Source organism: Microbacterium sp. P03, from assembly GCF_043556235.1.
In the GTDB taxonomy this organism is placed as follows: Bacteria; Actinomycetota; Actinomycetes; order Actinomycetales; family Microbacteriaceae; genus Microbacterium.
Genome location: NZ_JBIGIM010000004.1, coordinates 203,504 through 228,037 on the forward strand (window position 1 = coordinate 203,504; position 24,534 = coordinate 228,037).

Below are 24,534 nucleotides of genomic sequence, written 5' to 3' on the forward strand. Positions count from 1 at the left end.
CCGGAGGAAACATGGCCGTCAGGTTGCCGGTGCTCGCGCTCGACATCGGCGGGACGAAGCTCGCCACCGCCGTGGTGACCCCCGACGGGCGCACCCATGGATTCCTGTCGGAGCCGACGCGCAAGGAGCGCGGCCCGGACGAAGTCATCGCGCATCTCTTCGACCTCGGCCGCCGGAGCATGGCGGCGGCGGAGATCGACGACGTGGCCGCGGTCGGCATCAGCTGCGGCGGACCGCTGGACGCCGCCGCCGGTGTGCTCACCGGCCCCCTTCATCTTCCCGGGTGGATCGACATCCCCATCGTCGCGCTCGCCGAGTCCGCGTTCGGAGTTCCCGCCGTCCTGGAGAACGACGCCACGGCCGCCGTGCTGGGCGAATTCCGCTACGGCGCCGCCCGCGGTGCGGGGACGGCGCTCTACCTGACCATCTCCACCGGCATCGGCGGTGGAGCGATCATCGGCGGCCGCCTGCACCGGGGGGCGGCGGGGAACGGCGGGGAATTCGGGCATGTGATGGTGAGACCGGGCGGCCGCCTGTGCCAGTGCGGGCGACTCGGATGCCTCGAGGCCTACGCCTCGGGCACGTCCATCGCCGATCGGGCCCGCGATCTGCTCTCAGACGATGCTCGCCCTTCGATGCTGCGTCACGAGGAGCCGGTGCGCGCGGAGCACGTGTCGCGGGGCGCCGCGGCCGGCGATGAACTCGCTCGAGAGCTGTGGGATGACACGACCGAACTGCTCGCACAGGCGATCACAGACCTCGTGAACGCGTTCGAACCGCACGTCGTCGTGCTCGGCGGCGGTGTCACCCGGTCGGGTGCGATGCTGCTCGAACCGATCAGCGCGGCGGTGCGCCGCGACGCGATGCCGCCGGCCGGCGCCGCCGCCCGCATCGCGCTGGCAGAGCTCGGCGACGAGGTGTGCGTCGTCGGCGCCGCCGCGCTCGCCATGGATCTCGCGGAGGTGCACCGTGCCTGATTGGCTGGACGAACAGCTTCGCTCCTACTCCCGCGTCGCCGAAGACGCGTCCGCGCTGCTGGAGACCGTGCGCGCCGTCGGAGCGATGCTCATCACGTCGTTCGAGTCCGGCGGAACGCTGTACACGCTCGGCAACGGCGGCAGCGCCGCCGACGCCCAGCATCTGACCGGTGAGCTGATCGGCCACTACCGTCGCGACCGGCGGCCGCTCCGAGCGATCACCCTGACGACGGACGCAACCGTGTCGACATGCATCGCCAACGACTACTCCTTCGAGGACGTGTTCTCGCGACAGATAGAGGCCCTCGCCCGGCCGGGTGACGTCGTCGCCGCCTTCACGACGAGCGGTCGCTCGGCGAACGTCCTGCGAGCCCTCGACGTCGCGCGGGCGAAGGGTGCCGTCGCTGTCCTCTTCGGCGGCGGCGACGGCGGTCCCGCCGTCGCTCTCGCCGATCACGTGCTGCTCGTACCGTCCGACGACACCCCCCGCATCCAGGAGATGCACACCTTCCTCCTGCATGCCCTGTCCGAAATACTGGACGCCTGGGCGGCAGGAGAGGAGCCCTCATGAGACCTCGGCCCCCGGCATCCGCTCCTGTCTCCAACGCGCCCTCCGGCGCCCAGCCGGCCGACCTGGCACGCGCGCCCCGGCCCGCGGCGACACCCGATCGCAGTCTGCACATGATCGGCAATGCGCACCTCGATCCCGTCTGGCTGTGGCCGTGGCAAGAGGGATACCAGGAGGCCAGGGCCACCTTCACGAGTGCTCTGGACCGCATGGACGAATACCCCGACTTCGTCTTCACGTGTGATCAGATCGTGCTGCTGGCCTGGGTGGAAGAGCAGGATCCCGCCCTGTTCGAGCGCATCCGCGAGCGGGTCGCGGAGGGGCGGTGGGTCAACGTCGGCGGCTGGTGGGTCGAGCCCGACTGCAACATGCCGATGGGCGAGTCGTTCGCCCGGCAGGGCCTGTACGGGCAGCGGTACCTGCGATCGCGCTTCGGTCGGATCTCCAGCGTGGGCATGAACGTGGACCCGTTCGGCCACAGCGTCACGCTTCCGCAGGTACTCCGCGGCCAGCGGATGGACTCCTACTGCTTCCTGCGCCCGGGACCTCATGAGAGCGACCTCGACGCCACGCTCTTCCACTGGGAAGCGCCCGACGGCTCGCGTGTCCTGGCCTACCGCATCCCGTTCGAGTACGGCAGTGGTCCTGCCGATCTCGCTTTCCAGACGGAGAAGGCGCTCGGGCAGCTGGATCGCTCGCTCGGCGAGATGATGGTGTTCTACGGAGTGGGCAATCACGGCGGCGGCCCCACGAAGCTCAATATCGAGTCGATCCACCGATACGACCGCATGGGCACATTCGGAAGGATGACGATGTCCTCTCCCCGCGCCTACTTCGATGAGATGCTCTCTCGCGGCGACGCCTTCCTGGACCGGCTCGAGGTACGGCGTGACGACCTCCAGCATCATGCTCCCGGCTGCTACTCGGCACACTCGGGCATCAAAGCGTGGCAGCGGCGCGCGCAGTTCGCGGTGCTGTCGGCCGAACGATGGGCGGCTGTCGATCTCGCACTGACCGGTGCGGTCTACCCGCGCGACGACCTCGAACGCGCGTGGAAGCAGATCCTGTTCAACCAGTTCCACGACATCCTCCCCGGCTCGGCCATCGAGCCGTCCTACGACGACGCGCGCGACCAGCTCGGCGAGTCCGTGGCGATCGCCAAGCGCATCATCACGCGCGCTCACAACCGCATCGCCCGTCGCATCGATATTCCGGTGGATGTCTCGACGCAACCCGTCGTGGTCTTCAACCCTCATCCCTGGGCCGTGTCCACCGATGTCGACATGCAGTACGGCGGCCAGCCGCACGGTGTGCACGTCGTCGACCACGAGGGTGCGGCCGTCCGCACGCAGGCGACGCAGTCCACGGCGACGACCGGGGACATGAGCCGCGGCGCCCTGACGTTCCGGGCGGTGGTGCCCGCGCTCGGATACGCCGTCTATCGGATCCTCCCCGGCACATACCGCGAAACGGACGCGGACATCAGGGTGAGCGACAACGGCACCGTCTTCGAGAATGCGCACCTTCGCATCGAGCTCGATCCCGCGACCGGCGACGTCGTCTCGATGCTCGACAAGGCGTCGGGAACGGACGTGCTCGCCGGCACCCTCGGCGAGTCCCGCACCGTCGTCTGCGAGGACCCCACCGACACGTGGGGCCATCGCGTGATCTCCTACGCATGGCCGGGCGCGCCCATGATGCTCGATCGCATCGTCGTCCGTGAGACCGGCCCGCTTCGAGTGCGCGTGCGTGTCGAGCGTTCGTGGGGCTCGAGCACGCTCACCGAGGAGCTCTACCTCGCATACGACAGTCGGAGCCTCCAGGTCGATGTCACGATCGACTGGCACGAAAAGGCGCACCTGCTGAAGCTGCGTTACCCCGTCGGGCTGGACTCCCCCGTCGCGACGTACGAGGTCCCGTTCGGGGTGATCGAACGGCCGGTGGACGGCGCCGAGGAACCCGCCCAATCGTGGGTCGACCTGACCGGAACGATCGAGGGATCACCCGCGGGCTTCACCGTGATCTGCACGACCAAGCACGGGTGGGACGTCTCCCCGGCGGGCTCCCCCGGCATGAACACCCCGAGCATCGGGATCACCGCGGTGCGCAGCCCGGTCTACTCGTGGCACGACCCCCGGCTGTTGGATCCCGAGGGCGTGTACTCCTTCCAGGACCAGGGCGTCCAGCACTTCCGCGTCGAGCTCATCCCCCACCTGGGTGACCGGCGCACCTCGCAGCCGACCCGTCGCGCCGCGCTGTTGAGCCAGCCCGTCCGCGCTCAGCTCGAGTCCTTTCACGAGGGAGACCTGCCCCCGCGGCACAGCTTCGCCGACGACGGCGGCGAAGCTGTCATGGTCACCGCCTTGAAGGGCAGCGAGGACGATGCCCCGGACGGCGGGGCCGATGTCATCGTCCGTGCCATCGAGACACGGGGGGCGGCGGCGTCGGTGTCGATGGATCTGCCGCTCGTCGGACGCACCCTCGACGCCGACTTCGGACCGTATCAGCTGCGGACGTTCCGTGTTCCGCGAGATCAGACCGCCGAGATCGTCGAGGTCGATCTTCTGGAGTGGCCGCTCGGCCACCCCGTCGACTGAAGCGAGTCGATCGACGGGGTGGCTGCGGCCGCGGGCTCAGACGGCCGATGTGGTCGCGCGCACGCGGGGAACGGGCGCGAACGAACGAGAACGGTCCGACTCGTACGCCGCGAGGATCACGCCGAGCACATCGATCCCTTCCACGTGGGTGTGGATCGGCCGACGGCCGGAGAGGAGGGATTCGGCGAAATGTGCGACCTCGGCCGCGATGTCGTGGACCGGCTCGAAGTCGAGGACGACCGGATCCTGTCCGCGAAGTCGGTAGGTCAACGTCACGCCGTCGGACGACAGCGATCCGCGCTCCGCGACGAGCGAGAACTTCTCGGTACCCGGCGCGGCGTCGTACGCCCAGCCGGTGGTGACGACGCCGACGGCGCCGTTGTCGTAGCGCACCAGCACCTGCGCGGAATCCTCGCCCTCCATGAAGTCGAGGCGGTGTCGCGAGAGCATGGCGGTCACTTCGACGGGAATCGCTCCTGCCAGGTGCTGCAGCAGGTAGACCGGGTGGTAACCCGTATCGATGAGCTCTCCCCCGCCGGCTGTCGCGGCGCTGGCGCGCCACCCCATGCTCTCAGGCGTGAAGTCGTTGTAGAAGCTGTCGGTCGTGCGCACCTCGTAGACGCGGCCGAAGACCCCGTCGTCGATGAGTCGCTTGGCCTCCGAGACCGCCGGCAGGAACAGCTGATTGTGCGCGCACATGATGGTGACGCCGGAGCGCTCCGCAGCGTCCGCGATGGCGGCTGCCTCGGTCATCGTCATGCACAGCGGCTTCTCGACGAGCACGTGGAGTCCTGCCTCCGCGGCAGCGATGATCGCCTCCGCGTGCAGATGGTGCGGCAGGCAGATGTCGACCGCGTCCAGATCGGCCTCCGCGATCATGGTGCGGTAATCCTCGAAGATGACCACGCCGCCGTCGTCTCCGCGGCGCCTCTCCGCGTTCGCCCGCACGGGATCGGCGATGGCGGCGAAGATCACCGACTCGGGGTTGCGCCGATAGCCGGCGACGTGCGCTCCGGCGATGCCGCCGGCTCCGATGAGTCCGATCCTGATCTTGTCTGACATGTTCTTCTCCAGTCGTGTGCTCATGATGGCGGTGCGTCGTAGCTCCGAGCGGAGCCCGATGAGGCGTTGGCGGCGACGACGAGGCGGGTCAGCTCGACGGCGGCCTCGTGGTTCGTCGTGAGATCGGCCCCGTCGCGGATCGCCTCGATCCACAGCTGGAACGGCGTCGGCTCCGCCTCGGGGAGCGCCAGCTCCGTCCATGCGTCGCCGAACCGGCCGCCCTTGCCGATCAGAGCTTCCCGCCCGAAGCCGAACAGCACGGATGCGTCGGTGCCGCGCACCTCGAGGGCGAAGGCGCCGGGTGTCGTGACGAAGCTCGCTTCGGCCACGCCGACGGCCCCGTTCGCGTACCCGAGGACGACCACGGCATTGTCCTCCACCGCATGCCGGGTGAAGGCCCCGTATGTCGCCGCGACGGTCTGCGGACGGGCTCCGAGGAAGTGCTGCACGAGATAGGCCGGGTGGCAGCCGAGGTCGGCGAACGCTCCTCCGATCGCGAGAGCGGCGTCGGCGAACCGCTCCGGCAACCACCCGTCGAGCCAGCCGTCGTGCGCGACACGGACTCGGGCGTAGGTGACGGTGCCGAGGGCCCCCTCGTCGATCAGCGAGCGCACGGCGACGGTGGGCGGCGCGCCGAGCTGCGGAAGCGAAACCACCAGCTGCACACCGGCCGCCTCGGCTTCGTCGATGAGCTCGATGCATTCCTCGACCGTGGGCGCCAGGAGCTTCTCCGTGAAGACGTGCTTGCCGGCGCGGATCGCGCGGCGGATGACGTCGGTGTGATCGGCCGTCGCCGTGGTGATCGTCACGGCGTCCACGTGAGCATGGCCGAGCAGCGCGTCGAGCGAAGGGACGAGGTCGATCCCCAGCTCTGCGGCCCCCTCGTCGGCGATGTGCGCGTCGCGATCCCACCCGACGACCAGATCCGTACCTGGATGCTCCCGTACCTCACGTGCGTAGTCGTTGGCGTGCACGTGCCAGAAGCCCACGACGCCGATCCCGATCGTCTTCACGACACCCCCATGTGTGCGAACCCGCGCCGAGAGCGCCGGTCTCTGCTGGAATGTGGCAACGTTACCACATTCGCACGGAGCGCTCCGGGTCACGCACTCTTGACACGAGCTGGATGCCACGGCTAGCGTCGTGCATAGCTGTTGATCATGCGATCAACAGGATCTGTCCGGCTCCGCCCGAAGAGACGACGTCGACGGAAGCCGCGGCGTCCGTCCCACAGGAAGCAGAGGTGTCCCATGGCCTGGCGCATGCCCGCAGAGACCGCCCCCCACGATCGCACCTGGATGGCATTCCCCCGCCCCGGCCTCACCCTGGGCGATGACACCGCGTCGGCCGAGGAGGCGTACGCGGCGTGGACGGCCGTCGCCCACGCCGTCGCCGAATTCGAGCCCGTGACGATGGTGGTCGACCCGGTCGAGCGAGACCGCGCCCGACGGATGCTGTCCGCCGACATCGCGCAGGTCGAGGCGCCGCTGGACGATTACTGGATGCGCGACATGGGCGCCACGTTCGTGCTCGACGACGAACGGCCCGGCATCCTGGGCGGCGTGGATTGGATCTTCAACGGCTGGGGCGCACCCGCGTGGTCGACCTGGGAGAAGGACCGCGAGATCGGACGTTTCACCGCCGCCGGCGCGGAGGCCGAGTTGATCTCGTCGTTGCTCGTGAACGAGGGCGGAGCCATCCATGTCGACGGCGAGGGCACCGTGCTCGTCACCGAGACCGTTCAGCTGGACCCCGGCCGCAACCCCTACGCCGACAAGGCGCGCGTCGAGGCCGAACTCCGCCGCACGATCGGCGCGACGAAGGTCATCTGGCTGCCGCGCGGGCTGACCCGCGACTACGAAGACCTCGGTACCCGCGGCCACGTCGACATGTTCGCCACGATCCCGTCCCCCGGCACACTCCTGCTGCACGAGCAGCCGAACCCCGAGCATCCTGATCACGACGTCATGCGCGGGCTGCGGGAATACATCGCCGGCACGACCGATGCCGCGGGAAGAAGCTGGGACATCGTCGACATCCCCGCGCCCGCGCAGCTGCGCGACGACGAGGGATTCGTCGACTGGAACTACGTCAACCACCTCGTCGTCAACGGAGGGGTCATCGCGTGCGGCTACGGGGAGGAGCGGGCGGATGCTGCGGCCCGTGAGATCCTGGCGTCGGTGTACCCCGGCCGTCGTGTCGTCACCATCGACGCCCGCCCGATCCTGGCGCGCGGCGGTGGAATCCACTGCATCACGCAGCAGCAGCCGGCGGTGACGCGATGACCGGCGGATTCGACGTGGTCGAGGCATCCATCGCCGACCTCCGGGCGGCGCTCGAGGACGGGCGCGTGACGAGCGTCGGCCTCGTGCAGGCGTACCTCGCCCGCGTCGAGGCCTACGACGCTCCCGGCACCACGACCGCGCTCAACGCCCTCGTCGTGCCGAACCCCGAGGCACTGGACGACGCGCGCGCGTCGGATGAGCGGCGTGCCGCCGGCGCGCTCCTCGGGCCGCTCGACGGCATCCCCTATACGGCGAAGGACAGCTATCTCGCCCGCGGTCTGACCGCAGCCGCCGGATCCCCCGCCTTCGCCGATCTGGTGGCTCAGCACGACGCCTTCGCGATCGAGCGCCTGCGCGCCGGCGGCGCGGTGCTGCTCGGGCTCACGAACATGCCGCCGATGGCGAACGGCGGCATGCAGCGGGGCGTCTACGGTCGTGCCGAGAGCCCGTACAACGCCGCCTACCTCACCGCCGCGTTCGGGTCGGGGTCGTCCAACGGCTCCGGAACGGCGACCGCCGCATCCTTCGCCGCCTTCGGGCTCGGGGAGGAGACCTGGTCGTCGGGACGCGCTCCGGCTTCGAACAACGCGCTGTGCGCGTACACGCCGTCGCGCGGTGTGATCTCGGTGCGCGGCAACTGGCCGCTGGTGCCGACGATGGACGTCGTCGTGCCGCACACCCGTACCATGGACGACCTGCTCGAAGTGCTCGACGTGATCGTCGCCGACGACGACCAGACCCGCGGAGACTTCTGGCGCGCCCAGCCGTGGGTGCCGATCCCCGCCGCGTCGGAAGTGCGGCCCGCCACGTATGCCGCTCTCGGAATGCCGCAGCCGGATGCCGCGGCCGGCGTCCTCCGCGGGCGCCGCATCGGCGTGCCCCGGATGTACATCAACGCCGATGACCGCGCGGGAAGCGGTGCACGGGTCGGTATCGGCGGGCCGACGGGCCGGCGCATCGAGACGCGCGACAGCGTCATGGCGCTCTGGGAGGCGGCGCGGCGCGACCTCGAAGGTGCCGGCGCTGAGGTCGTCGAGGTCGACTTCCCCGCGGTGTCGAACTACGAAGGCGACCGACCAGGCGCCCCGACGATCGCGACCCGCGGCCTCGTGCCGCCCGAGTACCTGCGGCGCGAGATCATCGATCTGTCGGCATGGGCGTGGGACGACTTCCTCGCGGCGAACGGCGATCCGACGCTGTCGAGCCTGCGCGACGTGGACGGCGCGACGATCTTCCCCGCCCCGGACGGCGCGCTCCCCGACCGCTACACCGGGTTCGACGATGACATCGCCGAGTACCCCGCGTTCGTGCGCGCGCACCCCGTGCACTCCTTCACCGACATCCCCCTGCTCGAGGACGGCCTGCGCGGACTCGAGGAGACGAGGCGTGTCGACCTCGAGGAGTGGATGGACGCGCAGCGACTGGATGCCGTCGTCTTCCCCGCGGTCGCGGACGTGGGTCCGGCGGACATGGACGTGAACGAGGCATCCGCTGATCTGGGGTGGCGCAACGGGGTCTGGGTCGCCAACGGCAACCTCGTGCCGCGACACCTCGGCATCCCGACGGTCACGGTTCCGATGGGGACGATGACCGACATCGGGATGCCGGTGGGTTTGACGTTCGCCGGACGCGCCTACGACGACACTGCGCTGCTTCGCCTGGCCGCGGCCTTCGAGGCAACCGGACGCCGCCGGACGTCGCCGCCGCGGACACCGCCACTGGAGTGAGGCGCACGCCGTCGCTGACGGTTCGGCTAGCGTGACGGGCATGCAGAAGTATCTCGACACCAACCGCGCCAACTGGGATGAGAGGGCGGCGCTCCACGCCGCTCGCAACGGGTTCGGCTACGGAGTGCAGAGGTACATCGAGGACCGTGCGCTGCTCTCGGACGTCGTGCGTTTCGATCGCGAACGCCTGGGCGACGTCGCCGGCCTCCGCACCGTGCACCTGCAGTGCCACATCGGCACCGACACCCTGTCGCTCGCCCGCCTCGGTGCGCACGTGACCGGCCTGGACTTCTCCCCCGTCGCCATCGCGGAAGCGCGCCGGCTCGTGGCCGAGACCGGTGATGCCGTCGACTTCGTCGAGTCGGATGTCGCGGGTGCCTCCGCCGTGCTCGAGCCCGGCTCGTTCGATCTCGTCTACACGGGGATCGGGGCGCTGTGCTGGCTGCCCCGCATCACCGAATGGGCGGAAGTCGTCGCCCGCCTGCTCGCCCCGGGCGGGCGACTCTTCCTCCGCGAGGGCCATCCCATCCTCTGGGCCATGGACGAGCGGCTCGACGACGACCTGCACCTGCGCTTCTCGTACTTCGAGCTCGCCGACCCGATGGAGTGGGACGACGACAGCACCTACGTGCCGACCGACCGGCCGATCGTCGCTTCGAAGACCTACGAGTGGAACCACGGTCTCGGCGAGGTCGTGACCGCGCTTCTCGGAGCGGGGCTCCAGATCACCGGGCTCGTCGAGCACGACAGCGTGCCGTGGGAGGCCCTACCCGGACAGATGCAGGAGCGCGCCGACGGTGAATACGCGCTGGCCGAGCACCCGGGCGTCGCTCCGCTCAGCTATACGCTGCAGGCCCGCAAGCCAGGCTGACGCGGTCGTACTCGGCGCGATCGGTCGGGGAGACAGGGCGCGGAACGCGGGTCAGCGCTCGAGCACCACCGCGAGGCCCTGGCCGACGCCGATGCAGATCGCCGCGACGGCGACGCCGCCGCCGCGCCTCGCGAGCTCATGCGCCGCGTGGCCGATGATGCGTCCACCGGACGCCCCGAGCGGGTGCCCGATCGCGATCGCTCCGCCGTGGATGTTCACGATCCCGGGGTCGAGGTCGGGCCATCCCTGCAGGCACGCGAGGCTCTGCGAGGCGAACGCCTCGTTCAGCTCGACGACGTCCACATCGGCCCAGGTCCGGCCCGCCCGCGCGAGTGCGCGGTTGGCGGCCTCGACCGGCGCGACCCCGAACACGTCGGGGTCGTTGCCGAACACACCGCGCCCGGCGATGCGGGCGAGAGGTTCGGCGTCGAGCGCGCCTTCGGCGCCGAGCAGCACGGCGGACGCGCCGTCGTTGATCGACGACGAGTTACCGGCGGTCACGGTGCCGTCCGCGGCGAAGAGCGCCTTGAGCGCCCCGAGCGATGCCGGCGTGCCGCCGTCGCGGATGCCCTCGTCGCGCTCGAGCTCGGCCCCGGGCACCTGCACGATCTCGCCGTCGTAGACACCTGCGGCCCACGCTTCGGCGGCGAGCCGGTGGCTGCGCAGGGCGAACTCGTCCTGCGCCTCCCGCGAGATGCCGTAGATCGTGGCGAGCTTCTCCGCTGATTCGCCGTTGCTGATCGTCCACTCCTTCGGAAGCGCCTTGTTCGTCATGCGCCAGCCGACCGAGGTGTTCCACATCGTCTGGTTGCCGACGGCGGGCCAGGCCTTCGGCGACTTCTCCACCACGAACGGGGCGCGGCTCATCGACTCGACACCACCCGCGAGGATCACCGACGCATCGCCGACCTCGATCGCGCGGGACCCCTGGATCACGGCCTCCACGGCCGATCCGCAGAGCCGGTTGACCGTCACGCCCGACACCGTCGTCGGGAAGCCTGCCAGCAGCGCCCCGAATCGTGCGACGTCCCGGTTGTCCTCGCCCGCCTGATTGGCATCGCCGAAGATGACGTCCTCGATGCGGGCGGGGTCCAGGCCCGTGCGCTCGACGGCGGCGCGCATCACGACGGCGGCGAGGTCGTCGGGGCGCACCCCCGACAGCGCACCGGCGGCCCGACCGAACGGCGTGCGGACGGCGTCGTAGATGAAGGAGCCGGTCATCTCAGGATTCCTTTCCGGCGGATGCCGCGGCATCCGCTTCTCGCAGGGTGAGTCCGGTGAGCGCCGAGAGCGATGCGGCTGTGTTGTCGCCGAACGCCTCGCGCACCGTGAAGCCGTCGGGGGTGACGTCGAAGATCGCATGGTCGGTGTAGACGCGCGTGACGCAGCCGACGCCCGTGAGCGGGTACGTGCACGCGGCGACGAGCTTGGACGAGCCGTCCTTGGCGAGGAGGTCGGTCATGACGTAGACGTCTTTCGCGCCGATGGCGAGGTCCATCGCACCTCCCACGGCCGGGATGGCGCCCGGCGCGCCGGTCGACCAGTTGGCGAGGTCGCCGTGCTCCGACACCTGGAACGCGCCGAGCACGCACACGTCGAGGTGTCCACCGCGCATCATCGCGAACGAGTCCGCGTGATGGAAGAACGCGCTTCCGGCGAGCTCCGTCACCGGCTGCTTGCCGGCGTTGATCAGGTCAGGGTCGATCCGCCCTGCCGCCGGCTTCGGGCCCATGCCCAGCATCCCGTTCTCGGTGTGCAGGATGATCTCGAGGCCATCGGGGAGGAAGTCCGCGACGAGGGTGGGCGCCCCGATGCCCAGGTTGACGATCGCCCCTTCGGGGATGTCGGCTGCGATCTTCGCGGCCAGCTGGTCGCGCGGGATGCGGGTGGGCGCGGATGCGCCGGATGCCTCGGACGCCGGTGTCATGGTCATGAGGATGCCTCCCGCAGATCGCCTTCGATGGATACGCCGCCGACGAACTCGCCGTCGGCGAGCCAGCGTCGCTCCCCCACCGCGACGACTCGGTCGACGAAGATGCCGGGGGTGATGACGGTCTCGGGGTCGATCGCGCCGAGCGGCACGACCTCGTCGACCTGCGCGATCGTGGTCGTCGCGGCGGACGCCATGATCGGGCCGAAGTTGCGGGCCGTCTTGCGGTACACGAGGTTTCCCCAGCGGTCGGCTCTCAGCGCGCTGATGAGGGCGAAGTCGGCGCGGATCGGGTATTCGAGCACGTACCGGCGGCCGTCGATCGTGCGCTCCTCTTTGCCTTCGGCGAGTTCGGTGCCGACGCCCGTCGGGCTGAAGAAGGCACCGATGCCCGCTCCCGCGGCGCGGATGCGCTCGGCGAGGTTCCCCTGGGGAACGATCTCGAGCTCGATCTCGCCCGCCCGGTACAGCCGGTCGAACACCCACGAGTCGGACTGCCGCGGGAACGAGCAGATGATCCGGCGGACGCCGCCGGTGGCCAGCAGGGCAGCGAGACCGGTGTCGCCGTTACCGGCGTTGTTGTTGATGATCGTCAGGTCGCGCGCTCCGCGGGCGATCAGCGCGTCGATGAGTTCGACGGGCTGGCCCGCGCGGCCGAAGCCGCCGATCATGACCGTGGCGCCGTCGGGGATGTCGGCGACGGCGGTCGCGGCATCCGTCACTGTCTTGTCGATCATGCAGCCTCCGTCAGCTTGTGTTCGCTGTGCGAACGACTGTGCGCTATGCGTCCATCATAGAGCATGGCGCGGTGATGCGACAGGGTGCTCGGCCGCGTTCCAGGGCTCGAGCGAGAGGGTCGGTGAGATCGGCACGATGTCCTCGCGCAGCCGGATGATCTCGAGGGCGTGGTCGCGCAGACGCACGTCTTCGGCGGTCTGCGGTTGCCACGTCGGCACCGGCAGCGCGACACCGCCCGCACCGGGGACGACGAACACGCTCATGCAGACGGTCGTCAGCGTCCACTCGTGCGGGCGGCGCGGATCGGCCGTCGACACCCTGATGCTGAGGTGCATACTGTGCGGTCCGGTGTAGATCAGCCGTGCGTCCACCTCGACCAGATCGCCGATGCGCACCGGGGCGAAGAAGTGGATGCCGCCCGAGTACACCGCGATCGCATGGTCGGCGTCGGGACTCCCGCCCATCCAGCCGACGGCACAGGCGAAGGCGGCCTCGTCGATCCAGCGCATCACCGTGCCGCCGTGGGCCTTGCCTCCCCAGTTGACGACGCCGGGCGGCACGAGGAAGCGCAGCACCGTGCGCGGTGCGCGCCCGGAGTCGGTGTAGTCCTCCGCGAGCATGCGGCGTTTGATCTCGGTGCGTGCAGGGATGCGCTCGATCGCCCCCGCGGCGAGCTTGCGATCGGACCGGCTCGCGGGGGTCCACGCGGGAACCGACGCCGGATGCCCCCCCGCGTCCTTCGCGACGAAGACGAGGATGCACGTGGTCGCCGGCGTGTATGTGCGGGAACTCGGGTCGGCGGACGAGACCGTCACCACGACGTGCATGCTCGACCGACCGGTATGGATCAGGCGCGCCTGCACCTCGATCAACGTGCCCGGCATGATGGGCCGGCGATGGCGCACATTGCCGACGTAGGCCGTCACGCAGTATGCGCCCGACCATCCGACCGCGCAGGCGTACCCCGCCTTGTCGATCCACTCCATCACGCTGCCCGCGGCGATCGCTCGACCTCCGACCGCCGTGTCGGCCGGAGTGGACATGAACCGCAGCGTGATGCGGTCGTCACCCCCCGCCGTCGCCGAAACGGGCGGGGGCGTCGACGCCGTCGAAGGTGCGCTCACGGCGCCAGCATAGAGCCCGGCGGTCCTTCGGGCCTGCGGGCGATGTGCCACCCTGATGCCATGGCGAATTCGGCGTCGGGCGACTCCGCGGTGGAGCGTCTGGTGCGCATCCTCGAGACGTTCGACGCGGAGCGCACCGTCCAGACGTCCGCGCAGATCGGCCGCCGCGCCGGGCTGCCGTCCTCGACGGCTCACCGCCAGGTCGACGCGCTCGTCGTGGCCGGGCTGCTCGAGCGCGACGACGAGCACCGCGTACGCCTGGGAATGCGCCTGTGGGAGCTCGCCCTGCGCGGGTCGGCGGCGCTGCGACTCCGCCAGGCCGCTCTTCCTCATATGGAGCGCGTGCAGTCCGTGGTGCGCGAACACACCCAGCTCGCCGTGCTCGAGCAGGACGAGGCTCTCTTCCTGGAGCGGCTGTCGCATCCCGAGGCGGGGGCGAACATCACGCGGGTCGCGGGCCGGCTCCCCCTGCACGCCTCCTCCTCCGGCCTCGTCCTGCTGGCGTTCGGGCCGCCCGACCTCGTCGAGCGCGTGCTCTCCGCACCGCTCGTACGGCTGGCGCCCGACACGATCACGGATGCCGCAACCCTTCGTCGCGCGCTGGCCGACGCGCGACGGCTCGGCCACGTCGTCGCGCCGGGCTCGATCGAGGCGGTCTCGACCGGCGTCGCCGTCCCGGTCCGGGATGAGACCGGGGAGGTCGTGGCGGCTTTGTCCGTCGTGCTCCCTCGCGAGATGCCGACCGCTGCAGCGCTCGAGCAGTTGACGGCGGCGGCCGCGGGCATCCGCACCGGCCTCGCTTCGGATCGACGCTGAGCGCCTCCGGGCGCGGCCGCGCTCGATCGATGATCGGGAAGGGCGGCCACGAATCTTTCCCATTGAATGGGAACCTTCACAGCGAATGCCGTCGCTCGACGGCACACTGAAGCTGAGGCATCTGCTCGTCCGTCGAAGGAGACGATCATGAACGACATCACGCGCACCCGCGTCGCGATCATCGGCGCCGGCCCCGCGGGGCTGCTGCTCTCGCATCTGCTGGCCAACGCCGGCATCGACTCGGTCGTGATCGACCAGCGCACCCGCGCCGAGATCGAGAGCACGATCCGTGCGGGCATCCTCGAGCAGGGCACCGTCGAGGTGCTCAGCCAGTCAGGAGCGTCCGAGCGGGTGCTCGTCGACGGTCAGCGCCACGACGGCATCGAGCTGCGCTTCTCCGGCGAGGGCCACCGCATCGATTTCGCTGAGACCGTCGGTCGCGGCGTCTGGCTCTACCCGCAGCACGAGGCGCTGAAGGATCTCATCGCGACCCGTCTCGCCGCCGGCCAGGACCTGCGCTTCGGGGTCACCGCCGACCGGGTCGAGGGTGCGGAGACCGACCGACCGACGGTGCACGCGACAGATGCCGAAGGCCGGCCGTTCGCGATCGAGGCCGAGTTCGTCGTCGGCGCCGACGGCTCGCGCAGCGTGGCCCGCGCGGTGGTGACGGGGTCCTCCACCGGCGGATACTTCCGCGAGTACCCGTTCGCGTGGTTCGGCATCCTCTGCGAGGCGCCGCCGAGCGCGCGCGAGCTGATCTACAGCAATTCCCCGAACGGCTTCGCGCTGATCAGCCAGCGGAGCGCGACCGTGCAGCGCATGTATCTGCAGTGCGATCCGAACCTCGACCCGAACTCGATGAGCGAGCGCGAGATCTGGGATGCTCTGCAGGCGAGCGTCGACGGACACGAGCTGATCGAGGGGCCGATCTTCCAGCGCGACGTGCTCCGGTTCCGGAGCTTCGTCGCCCACCAGCTGCTGCGCGGACGGGTGGCCCTCATCGGCGACGCCGCCCATACCGTGCCTCCCACGGGCGCCAAGGGGATGAACCTCGCGGTCGCGGATGTCGTCCTGCTCGACCAGGCCCTGCGCGCACTCCTGCTCGAGGGGGATTCGCGCGCGATCGACGCCTTCCCCGAGGTGGCCCTGCGCCGCATCTGGAAGGCGCAGCACTTCTCGTGGTGGATGACGAGCATGCTGCACGTCGGGCCGGATGCCTCGGACTTCGACCGGCTCCGCCAGGTGGGCGAGCTGCGATCCGTGGTGGAGTCCGAAGCCGGACGCACCTATCTGGCCGAGGCGTACACGGGCTGGCCGCTGGCGAGCCTGTAGCGGCGGCATCCGGGACGGGCCTCCGACCGAGATCAGAGCTCGTCGGCGAAGACCTCGGACGCGATGCGGTAGGCGGTGTTGGCCGCCGGCACGCCGGAGTAGACCGCGCTCTGCAGGATCACCTCGCGGATCTCATCGAGCGAGAGCCCGTTGCGGCGCGCCGCCTTGAGGTGCATCGCCAGCTCCTCGTGGTGCCCGTGGGCGATGAGGGACGACAGCACTGCGACCGAGCGCGATCGCCGATCGAGGCCCGGCCGCGACCAGACGTCGCCCCACGCGACCCGCGTGATGAAGTCCTGCCAGTCGCTCGTCAGCGCGTTCGCCGCCGCGGTCGATCGCTCGACGTGGGCGTCCGAGAGCACCTCGCGACGCACCGCCATGCCCTGGTCGTATCGCTCCTCGTCGCTGAGCCCTTCGCCTGCGGGTCGCATCACGCCTCTTCCTTCGTCAAGAACGCGAGCAGAGCGGATGCCACGGCCTCGGGCTGCTCGGCGGGTGGCAGGTGCGCCGCACCGGCGATGCGCGTGACACTCCCGCGCTGCACACCGTCGGCGATCTCGACGGCCTTCTCCTCGGGCGCGACCTTGTCGAACTCGCCCCACACGGCGTCGATCGGCGGAGCGATGTCGCTGAGCTCATCGCGCACGTCGTAGGCGGCCAGCGCGCCGCAGCACAGCGCGTAGCTCTCGTCGTCGGCGTCCTGCAGAGCGTGCAGCAGTCGGCCGGACAGCTCGGGCCGGTTCGCGACGGAGTCGGGTGCGAACCAGCGCTCGGCCGACGAGATGATGAGCGATGACGTCGACTGCGCGCGCACCTGGTTCGCCCGCTCGAACCAGCCGAGCGGCTCGCCGAGCTTCGCACCCGACGCCACGATCGCGGCGCGCTCCACCAGTGACGAGTGCCGGAGCGCGAGCATGAGTCCGGTCGCACCGCCGAGGGAGACGCCGGCGTACAGCACCGAGGTCTCTCCGAGATCGCGCACGCCGCCCGCGACCGCGTCGGCGAGCTCTTGAACGCTGAAGGGCTCGACCGTTCCCGGCGACGCGCCGTGGCCGGGCAGGTCCCATGCCGTCACGCGCAGGCGTCCCGACAGCAGCGGGATCACGTCTTCCCAGAGGATGGTCGACGTGCCGAGCGACGGGCCCAGCACGACGAGCGGCGCGTCGCCCGGACCCACGACGGGAGTGAAGGCGAGCTCGGGAACGGTCATGGCGTCTCCTGGTCGGGCGCGGAGTGGGGGGCGGCCTCGGGCACGCCATCGGCTGCGGCACCCGTCTCCGGGTCCGTCTCCGGAACGGGGTCGCGGGATGCCGCGAGTCCCAGGTAGTGCGAAGGGTCGAGCAGCTCATCGACGTCGATTCCATCGGACTCGGGCAACGCGCGCACGAGCTCGCCCAGGTCGGTACCGCGGGATGCCTCCGCGACGATCTCGGCGAGACGCCCGGCCCCGATCAGCGGCGTCAGGACGATCGACAGTCGCTCGGCGACGATCAGTCCGCGCGTGAGCCGCAGGTTGCGGGCGACGGCGTCATGGTCGACGCGGAGTTCCGAGAGAAGCGCTGCCGCATGCGACGACGCACCGAGCGTCAGGCGCAGCAGCTCGCGGAGCGTGGGCCACTCGGCGTGCCACGCACCGTCGGGGCGCTCGTCGACGGCGAGTGCCGATGCGAGGTGCAGGGTCGCCCCCAACTGAGGGGCGCGGATCGCCGCAGAACGCAGGAGCACGGACACCGTCGGGTTCTGCTTCTGCGGCATGGCGGACGAGCCCCCACCGACGCCCTCGGACACCTCGGCGATCTCGGTGCGCGACAGGGTCGCGACATCCGCGGCCATCTTGCCGATCGCGTCCAGGACCTGCACGAGGGCGTCGCCGAGTTCTGTCACCGGCCAGCGGGACGTGTGCCACGGGGCGTCGGGAGCTGCGAGGCCGAGCTGACGGGCGAACGCCGCCGGCAGCTGTTCGGCGCGCTCCCGGCCGGCGATCTCGACGAACGACGCGAGGGTGCCGCCCGCTCCTCCGAGCTGAGCGGGAAGCGCTGCGCGGGCTGCTTCGAGCCGGTCGTACGCCCGCGTCAGCGCGCGCCCCCACCCGAGCGCGCGCCACCCGATGGTCGTCGGGACGGCGTGCTGCGTGAGGGTGCGCGCGGCGGCGGGCTCGTCGGGGTTCGCCTCGAGGAAACCCGCGATCCAGCCCTGGGCGTGCTGCAGGTGCACGAGGATCGCGGTCGCTGCGCGCTCGGCGACGTGCATGAGGGCGGAATCGAGGACATCCTGGCTGGTCGCGCCCCGGTGGATCCACCCGCGCGATTCTGCGGGGACGTGCTCCTTCAGGAGGCCGACGAGGGGGATGACAGGATTGCCGCCGGCCACCGACGCGCGAGCCAGATCGGCCGCGTCCAGCCCGTGCTCGCGACAGGTGCGCCCGACACCGCGCCAGCCCAGCGCCGTCGAGAGGTCGTCGGCCACCGCCGACGGGGCGACCTCGAGCGCGGCGTAGGCCCGGACGAGGGCGACCTCGGCCGTGACGAGCGCGTCCAAGATCGCAGCATCCGCCACCATGTCATCGATGCCCACCGTGACGGGCGAGATCAGTCCGACATCGAAGGGTTCCGGCGTCGAAGCCGTCCGCGGGGGCGTCGGCGCCGATCCGTCGTCAGAACTCAAGGAACACGGTCTCCTTATCGCCCTGCAGCCGGATGTCGTGCCGCAGGTTCCCGTCAGGGGTGCGGGTTGCGATGAGCGTAGCGCGCTCGTCCGCGCCGAGCGATGACAGCAGCGCGTCGGCACTGCGGAGTTCCTCGTGCTCGGGCAGATAGATGCGCGTGATCAGCTTGTCGGGGAGGCCGCGGGCGAAGACGATCACCGAGAAGAACGGCGCCTTCCCGTCGGTGGGCCCGGGGTTGCGGGTGAAGAACTCGTAGTGGCCGTCGTCGGTGGTCGCAGCGCGGCCGAACCCCGTGAACGTGTGGTCGTCGCGACGGAACGCGCCGCGCTCGCGCGACACGTCGCCGTTCTCGTCGGCACCCCAGATCTCGATCACCGCGTCGGGGATCGGGTTGCCGGCGCCGTCGTAAACTGTGCCGCCGAGCACGACGGAGCCGGGGCTGTGCGGAAACACGACCTGGTGCTTCTTGTCGTAGTCGAGACCGAACGCGAAGAACGGACCGACGGTCTGACCGCCCGTTGCGGCCAGCGGCGACGCGCCGAGGGAGGGGTGGGGCTGGCGGGTCATGCGTGGTCCTCCTCGGGCTCGAACCAGGTCGCGTCGGGACCGTCGACGACGATGTCGAAGCGGTAGCCCATCGAGAACTCCGGCACCGACAGGTCGTGGTCGTACAGTCCGATGAGCGCGTCACGGTCCTTCTGGCGCCAGATGGTGTTGTAGATCGGGTCGAGCGGGAACAGCGGGTCGCCCGGGAAGTACATCTGCGTCACGAGCCGCTGGGTGAACCCGCTGCCGAAGACCGAGAAGTGGATGTGCGCGGGACGCCACGCGTTGACGTGGTTCTTCCAGGGGTACGCGCCCGGCTTGATCGTCGTGAACTTGTACTCACCGTCGTCGTTCGTCACGACGCGTCCGGCACCGGTGAAGTTCGGGTCGAGCGGAGCGGGATGCTGGTCGCGCTGGTGGATGTAGCGTCCGGCGGCATTGGCCTGCCAGATCTCCACGAGCTGATTGGCGAGCGGGCGACCCCAGGAATCGAGCAGTCGGCCCTGCACGGTCATGCGCTCACCCTGCGGCTCGCCCATGTGCTGCAGCGTCAAGTCGGCCTCGATGGCCGCGACGTCGCGCTGACCGAACGCCGGCGAGAACAGCTCGATCGTCTCGGGATCGACCAGGCGCGGGTTCTTCGTCGGGTGCCGCAGGATGCTCGAGCGGTAGGGCGGGAAGTCGTGCAGGGAGGTGCGGACGTATTCGCCGGAATCCTCGCGCGCTTGTGCGGCCGCGTGCGTGTCGACGATCTCCTGCGTGATCTCGCCCTGCGAGACCTGCACGGGCGTCGCGAGCAAGGACTCGGGAGCGGCGGCCTGCGCGGGCTGCTCGAGCACGACGGAGGACGAGAACGCCTCCTCGGTGCGCGAAGTGAATGCCGGCGGATCGGATTCAGGGGAAGTCATGGGTCTCCTTCGACGGATGCTACGACCCAGCGTCACACGTCGAGCCCCGGCATCCCAGGCCTGTGTCCCACTGGATGGGATCGAGAGGCGTCGAGGCCGGGTGCCGCGGCCGCGTCAGTCTCGCGCGAGGTCGCGCGCGATGTCACGGGCGGCGGCGACCACCAGCGGGCCGAGCCGGCGCTCGTCGGCGCGGGCGAGATGCGTCACCACTCCGACGGCGGCGAGTGGCAGCCCGTCGATCGCAGGGAGCGCCGCGGCGATCGAGACGTTGCCGAGCGTCATCTCCTGCCGCGTCGTCGCGAAGCCCCGGGCCCGGGCATGCGCGATCTCATCGCGGAGCGGCACGACGTCGACGATCGAGTAGACGGTCTCGCGTTCGAACGTGCGCTGGAAGAACGCATCGAGCCAGTCGTCCTCCTGCTGGGCGAGAAGCGCTTTGCCGACGCCCGTGGTGTGCAGCGGATGGCGACCGCCCATGCGACTGAGGGTGGGGATGGAGTTCGGCCCGGTCACGCGTGCGACATACAGAGCCTCTGCCGTCGCCGGGTCGGGCGAGCTGAGCACGGCGATGTGCACGTTCTCTCCGCTCGCCTCGTAGAGACGCAGCACGTGCGGCAGGGCGTGCTCGCGCAGACGCATCGACACGGGCGCGAGCTCGCCCATCTCCCAGAGGCCCGTTCCGATCGTGAAGCCGCCGTCGGCGGTGCGGTCCAGCAGCCCGAGCCCGGCGAGCTCGGCGGCGAGGCGATGGGCCGTCGACCGCGGCAGGCCGGTGCGGTGACCGAGGTCGGCGGCGCTCAGTGAATCGTCGTCGGCGCCGAAGGCACGGAGCATCCGCGCGGCTCGGGAGAGCACGCCCTCCGCTCCCGCGGCGTCGTCCGTCATGGCGAGCTCCTCACCAGCCGAGGCTATCGAACCACCGCGGGAAACCTCGGGGCTGGACCCGCGCATCCCGGGGCACGAGAGTCCACTCCTGCCCCGCGGCTCCTGCAGTCGGCGAGCGGGGACGGGTGGATCTGGGGCGGGCGGATGACGACCGCCCGCCTGACACGGACGACGAAGGGCCGGAGCATCATGCGCCCCGGCCCTCCGACCGCGTTTCAGCGGGAGACGATCAGCCGAACGTCTCGGCCGTCGCGTACCCCTTGCCGTTGTACTTCTGCACCTGCACCTGCGACACGGCGGGCTTGCCGTCCTGCGTCGTGTCGATGACCGAGCCCTCGAGCATGAAGGGCGCGGAGTAGTCCGTGATGCCCTCGAGCGCCGTCATGAAGCTCTCGCGGGTGGGCTCCTCCATCTTCTGGAAGGCCTGATCAAGCGTGGCCGCACCGATCCAGCTCCACACGCAGTGCGGGAACGCGGGTACGCCGTCCTGCGTGGTGTATTCCGCGATCGCGTCGAGGAAGGCCTTGCCCTCGTCGCTCTCCTGGAAGGCCGGGCTCTGCGGCGACTGCGCGAACGCGACCGAGTAGATGCCGGGGAAGGCCGCGCCACCGCCGGGCTCGAGGATTGCGGTGGGGCTCGACGTGTTCGACGGCAGGAACCAGCTCGGCAACCAGCTCAGAGCCTGCGCCTTCTGCAGCGACGAGATCACGAGCGGTGTGATCGACATCGCGTTGAAGAAGACGTCGGCTCCGCTCGACGCGAGCTCGGTGATCTGCGCGTCGACGGACGCGTCGGTCGCCTCGTAGGTCAGCTCCTTGACGATGGTGATGTTGGAGGCACCGGAGATCGCCTCTTTGAAGCCCTCGACGTAGCCCTTGCCGTAGTCGTCGTTCTGCGACAGGATCGCGACCTTGTGCTCGGTGGAGTCGCTCGCCAGCAGTTCGCCGAACGCGCCGCCCTCCTGCTGGTAGATCGGAACGAGTCCGAGCTGCTCGGGGCTCTCGGCGCGGTCGCTGAAGAGCGGGTCGCCGGTCATCACGAGCACCTGCGGCACGCCTTCGTCGATCGCGGCCTCGCGCCAGGCGCGGTTCGTCGGTGTTCCGAGGCCCAGCCCGGCCGCGAAGACGCCGTCCGACACCATCTGCTGGAAGTTCGCGAGCGCCTTCTGCGGGTCGTAGCCGTCGTCGTAGGTCTTGAGCTCGACCGTGCGGGTCTTGCCGTCGCCGAACTCGATGCCGCCCTCGGCGTTCTTCACGCCGAAGTACGCCTTCGCGCCGTCGACGGTGCAGTTGCCCGGGCCGGCCGTGGCGCCGGTGAGCGGCGTCGTGATGCCCAGGGTGATGCTCGTGTCGGTGATGCCGGGGCTCGTCGCCGCCGCGCCGCCGCTCGCGTCGCCACCGCTTCCGCCGCCGCCCTCGCGGGAGCAGCCCGCAAGGGCGAGGGCGACGATCGAGGTCATCGCGACGATGCTGACGACCCCCTTTGCTGTCTTTCGCATTCTCATGCTGAGCCTTGCCTCTCTGTGTTCTCGGGTCCCTCCGCGGACGAGCCCGTCTTCGGACCCTGCGGCGGAGCGGTCTGTGCGGCGTCGGCGGTGGTTCGCGAAGAGCCGCCGGTCGAACGTCGGGTGAGTCGTCGGATGACGCGCGGAAGGCTCACAAGCCCTCCGGGCAGCACGAACAGGACTACCAGGAGGATGATCCCCTGGCTGATCATCGTCAGGTTCGGGTCGACGAGATTCGTTGCCTGCGGCACCAGGACGTAGTACGCCCCGCCGATGAGCGACCCGACGATGCTGCCGGCACCGCCGATCACCATGGCGGCCAGCAGGCTGATCGAATGGCCGAAGCTGAGCGTCTCGGGCGACGTGTACTGAACGGCCACCATGTAGAGGAAGCCGCTGACACCGCCGAAGAGCGAAGCGATCGTGAAGGCCAGCACCTTGTACCGGTAGGGCGAGACGCCCATCGACGAGGCGACCGACTCGTTCTCCTTGACGATCGCGAGCGCGCGGCCGTACTTGCCGTTGACGAAGTTGCGCGCCAGCAGGAACGACACGGCGCCGATCGCCAGCACGATGTAGAACTGCCATTGGTCGTCGTAGAGGCCGGTCCATTCCGGGGCGTCCGAGAATCTCGCCGACGTGCCCTGCGAGCCGCCGGTGACATCGGACAGTCGCTTCGCGAGCGGGACGCCCACGATCGGCAGCGCGATCGTGACCATCGCGATCGCGAGACCGCCCAGACGGGCGGCGGCCAGAGCGATCAGAAGCCCCGCCACGGCCGGGATGAGGCACGCCGCGATCAGCACGAGTGCGATGTTCCACCCCTCGTTCACGCCGTACGCGGTGACGTACGCGCCGAGGCCGAGGAAGAAGATCTGGCCGAGGTTCACCTGGCCGCCGTAGCCCATCACGATGTTCAGGCCCAGCACGGCGACCGCGTAGACCCCGATGCGGATGAGCGTCTGGTTCGCGAACTGCGGCAGCACGAGGGGCGCGATGATGAGCGCGATGACCACGAGGGCGGTGATCGTCCACCGCACCCACGGCCGCCGGAGGGGGGCGGATGCCGCGGGTCGAGGCATCCGCGATGTCGTTGTCGTCGTCGAGTCGGCCATCAGACGCGCACCACCGTTTTGCGGCCGAAGAGGCCCTGGGGTCGGAAGATCAGGACCACGAAGATGAGGATGAAGGGCACCGCGATCTTGAGGTCGTAGCCGATGAACGGGACGTACACGGCGGCGAGATTCTCGAGCACGCCGATCGACCAGGCGGCGACCACCGCTCCGAGCGGCGAGGACAGCCCGCCGAGGATCACGGCCGCGAGCGCGTAGACGAGGGCGGTGTCGAGCATTCCGGGCGTCAGCGTGAGCTGGGGGGCGACGAGCGTCCCGGCGACCGCGCCGAGCGACGCCGCCAGGCCCCAGCCGACCATCAGCAGGCGACCGACCGGCAGGCCGGAGAAGGCTGCCGACTCGGGGTTGATGGCGACGGCCCGCAGCGCCAGGCCGAGCTTCGTCTTCTGGAAGAGCAGCTGGAGCACCAGCATGATCGCGACGATCGTGAGGATGGTTCCGAGTGAGCGCCAGCTGATGACGGCGCCGAGCACGTTGATGCTGTCGAGGGGGAAGAGCGAGGGGAACTGGCGGTTGTTGTAGCCCCAGATCCAGGCGCAGATACCCGTGATGAGGGTCAGGATGCCGATCGTGACCACGACCGCCGTGTCGGGGTCGCCGCGCTCGAACCGGCGCACGAGCGTGCGCTCGATGAGTCCGCCGAGGAAGAACGACACGATGACGGTGAGGAGGATCGCGAGGACGACCGGAAGGCCGAACTGCACGAACACGTAGGCGATGTACGCCGACAGCACCGCGATGCCGCCCTGCGCGAAGTTGATGAGCCCGGTGGCCTGGTTGACGAGCACGATCGCGAGGGCCAGGGCCGCGTAGATCGAACCGGTCGACAGTCCGTCGATGATGAGCTGGATGAAGGTGCCCACGCG

23 protein-coding genes are annotated in these 24,534 nt (G+C 70.0%); 8 read left to right on the forward strand and 15 right to left on the reverse strand.

The window, feature by feature from the left end; genetic code table 11:
- The first annotated feature begins 11 nt into the window (after positions 1-11).
- Genes ACFXOO_RS12240 through ACFXOO_RS12250 form a run of 3 tightly spaced genes read left to right on the forward strand, consistent with a single transcriptional unit; the run spans position 12 to position 4,142 of the window.
- Complete coding sequence (locus ACFXOO_RS12240; protein WP_378852974.1) at positions 12-977, forward strand: ROK family protein; 966 nt, start codon at positions 12-14, stop codon at positions 975-977.
- Positions 970-1,548 (forward strand): SIS domain-containing protein, encoded by a 579-nt coding sequence (locus ACFXOO_RS12245; RefSeq protein WP_378842949.1) that lies wholly within the window; start codon positions 970-972, stop codon positions 1,546-1,548. The genes ACFXOO_RS12240 and ACFXOO_RS12245 overlap by 8 nt, the downstream gene beginning before the upstream one ends.
- Complete coding sequence (locus ACFXOO_RS12250; RefSeq protein WP_378842947.1) at positions 1,545-4,142, forward strand: alpha-mannosidase; 2,598 nt, start codon at positions 1,545-1,547, stop codon at positions 4,140-4,142. The genes ACFXOO_RS12245 and ACFXOO_RS12250 overlap by 4 nt, the downstream gene beginning before the upstream one ends.
- 36 nt (positions 4,143-4,178) lie before the next feature.
- Here ACFXOO_RS12250 and ACFXOO_RS12255 read toward each other — a convergent pair whose 3' ends face one another.
- Positions 4,179-5,204, reverse strand: coding sequence for a Gfo/Idh/MocA family protein (locus tag ACFXOO_RS12255; RefSeq protein ID WP_394563740.1), 1,026 nt, complete (start codon positions 5,202-5,204; stop codon positions 4,179-4,181).
- Positions 5,205-5,224: 20 nt separating this feature from the next.
- A complete protein-coding gene (locus ACFXOO_RS12260; protein ID WP_378852966.1) occupies positions 5,225-6,217 on the reverse strand; it encodes a Gfo/Idh/MocA family protein in 993 nt (330 codons plus the stop codon).
- Between the two features lie 237 nt (positions 6,218-6,454).
- Between ACFXOO_RS12260 and ACFXOO_RS12265 the strand changes: the two genes are divergently transcribed.
- The 3 genes from ACFXOO_RS12265 to ACFXOO_RS12275 are packed head-to-tail and all read left to right on the forward strand — an operon-like array spanning position 6,455 to position 10,087.
- Entirely contained in the window at positions 6,455-7,489 is a 1,035-nt protein-coding gene (locus ACFXOO_RS12265) for an agmatine/peptidylarginine deiminase (RefSeq protein WP_378852964.1), read from the forward strand.
- Entirely contained in the window at positions 7,486-9,216 is a 1,731-nt protein-coding gene (locus ACFXOO_RS12270) for an amidase (protein ID WP_378842939.1), read from the forward strand. The genes ACFXOO_RS12265 and ACFXOO_RS12270 overlap by 4 nt, the downstream gene beginning before the upstream one ends.
- 40 nt (positions 9,217-9,256) lie before the next feature.
- The gene (locus tag ACFXOO_RS12275; RefSeq protein ID WP_394563741.1) at positions 9,257-10,087 is read left to right on the forward strand and encodes a class I SAM-dependent methyltransferase; all 831 of its coding nucleotides are present in this window, start codon (positions 9,257-9,259) and stop codon (positions 10,085-10,087) included.
- 51 nt (positions 10,088-10,138) lie between these two features.
- Here the strand turns inward: ACFXOO_RS12275 and ACFXOO_RS12280 are convergent, their stop codons facing one another.
- Genes ACFXOO_RS12280 through ACFXOO_RS12295 form a run of 4 tightly spaced genes read right to left on the reverse strand, consistent with a single transcriptional unit; the run spans position 10,139 to position 13,879 of the window.
- Complete coding sequence (locus ACFXOO_RS12280) at positions 10,139-11,308, reverse strand: thiolase family protein (RefSeq protein ID WP_394563742.1); 1,170 nt, start codon at positions 11,306-11,308, stop codon at positions 10,139-10,141.
- Position 11,309: 1 nt separating this feature from the next.
- A complete protein-coding gene (locus tag ACFXOO_RS12285; protein ID WP_394563812.1) occupies positions 11,310-12,014 on the reverse strand; it encodes a 3-oxoacid CoA-transferase subunit B in 705 nt (234 codons plus the stop codon).
- A gap of 2 nt (positions 12,015-12,016) precedes the next feature.
- Complete coding sequence (locus ACFXOO_RS12290; protein WP_378842931.1) at positions 12,017-12,754, reverse strand: 3-oxoacid CoA-transferase subunit A; 738 nt, start codon at positions 12,752-12,754, stop codon at positions 12,017-12,019.
- Positions 12,755-12,808: 54 nt separating this feature from the next.
- Positions 12,809-13,879 (reverse strand): acyl-CoA thioesterase, encoded by a 1,071-nt coding sequence (locus ACFXOO_RS12295; RefSeq protein ID WP_394563743.1) that lies wholly within the window; start codon positions 13,877-13,879, stop codon positions 12,809-12,811.
- A gap of 60 nt (positions 13,880-13,939) precedes the next feature.
- Here ACFXOO_RS12295 and ACFXOO_RS12300 point away from each other — a divergent pair, with 60 nt between their 5' ends.
- Both ACFXOO_RS12300 and ACFXOO_RS12305 read left to right on the forward strand, forming a co-directional pair.
- Positions 13,940-14,695 carry an IclR family transcriptional regulator gene (locus tag ACFXOO_RS12300; protein ID WP_378852954.1) on the forward strand — a complete coding sequence of 252 codons (756 nt, stop codon included), beginning with the start codon at positions 13,940-13,942 and terminating at the stop codon, positions 14,693-14,695.
- A 147-nt stretch (positions 14,696-14,842) separates the two neighbouring features.
- The gene (locus ACFXOO_RS12305) at positions 14,843-16,027 is read left to right on the forward strand and encodes a 4-hydroxybenzoate 3-monooxygenase (protein WP_394563744.1); all 1,185 of its coding nucleotides are present in this window, start codon (positions 14,843-14,845) and stop codon (positions 16,025-16,027) included.
- Positions 16,028-16,059: 32 nt separating this feature from the next.
- Here the strand turns inward: ACFXOO_RS12305 and pcaC are convergent, their stop codons facing one another.
- The 9 genes from pcaC to ACFXOO_RS12350 form a co-directional block, all read right to left on the reverse strand.
- Positions 16,060-16,458 (reverse strand): 4-carboxymuconolactone decarboxylase, encoded by a 399-nt coding sequence (gene pcaC, locus ACFXOO_RS12310; RefSeq protein WP_378853362.1) that lies wholly within the window; start codon positions 16,456-16,458, stop codon positions 16,060-16,062.
- Positions 16,458-17,237, reverse strand: a complete 780-nt coding sequence (locus tag ACFXOO_RS12315) for an alpha/beta fold hydrolase (protein WP_394563745.1) — start codon at positions 17,235-17,237, stop codon at positions 16,458-16,460. Before ACFXOO_RS12315 ends, pcaC begins: the two co-directional genes overlap by 1 nt.
- Positions 17,234-18,691, reverse strand: coding sequence for a lyase family protein (locus ACFXOO_RS12320; protein WP_394563746.1), 1,458 nt, complete (start codon positions 18,689-18,691; stop codon positions 17,234-17,236). Before ACFXOO_RS12320 ends, ACFXOO_RS12315 begins: the two co-directional genes overlap by 4 nt.
- The gene (gene pcaG, locus ACFXOO_RS12325; protein ID WP_378842920.1) at positions 18,681-19,259 is read right to left on the reverse strand and encodes a protocatechuate 3,4-dioxygenase subunit alpha; all 579 of its coding nucleotides are present in this window, start codon (positions 19,257-19,259) and stop codon (positions 18,681-18,683) included. The genes ACFXOO_RS12320 and pcaG overlap by 11 nt, the downstream gene beginning before the upstream one ends.
- On the reverse strand, positions 19,256-20,146 hold the full coding sequence (pcaH, locus tag ACFXOO_RS12330; RefSeq protein ID WP_378852944.1) for a protocatechuate 3,4-dioxygenase subunit beta: 891 nt from the start codon (positions 20,144-20,146) through the stop codon (positions 19,256-19,258). The genes pcaG and pcaH overlap by 4 nt, the downstream gene beginning before the upstream one ends.
- A 114-nt stretch (positions 20,147-20,260) precedes the next feature.
- Positions 20,261-21,031, reverse strand: coding sequence for an IclR family transcriptional regulator (locus ACFXOO_RS12335; RefSeq protein ID WP_394563747.1), 771 nt, complete (start codon positions 21,029-21,031; stop codon positions 20,261-20,263).
- A gap of 229 nt (positions 21,032-21,260) precedes the next feature.
- Positions 21,261-22,535 (reverse strand): ABC transporter substrate-binding protein, encoded by a 1,275-nt coding sequence (locus tag ACFXOO_RS12340; RefSeq protein WP_378852940.1) that lies wholly within the window; start codon positions 22,533-22,535, stop codon positions 21,261-21,263.
- Positions 22,532-23,650, reverse strand: coding sequence for a branched-chain amino acid ABC transporter permease (locus ACFXOO_RS12345; RefSeq protein ID WP_394563749.1), 1,119 nt, complete (start codon positions 23,648-23,650; stop codon positions 22,532-22,534). The genes ACFXOO_RS12340 and ACFXOO_RS12345 overlap by 4 nt, the downstream gene beginning before the upstream one ends.
- The gene (locus tag ACFXOO_RS12350) at positions 23,650-24,531 is read right to left on the reverse strand and encodes a branched-chain amino acid ABC transporter permease (protein WP_378842908.1); all 882 of its coding nucleotides are present in this window, start codon (positions 24,529-24,531) and stop codon (positions 23,650-23,652) included. The genes ACFXOO_RS12345 and ACFXOO_RS12350 overlap by 1 nt, the downstream gene beginning before the upstream one ends.
- Positions 24,532-24,534 lie beyond the last annotated feature (3 nt).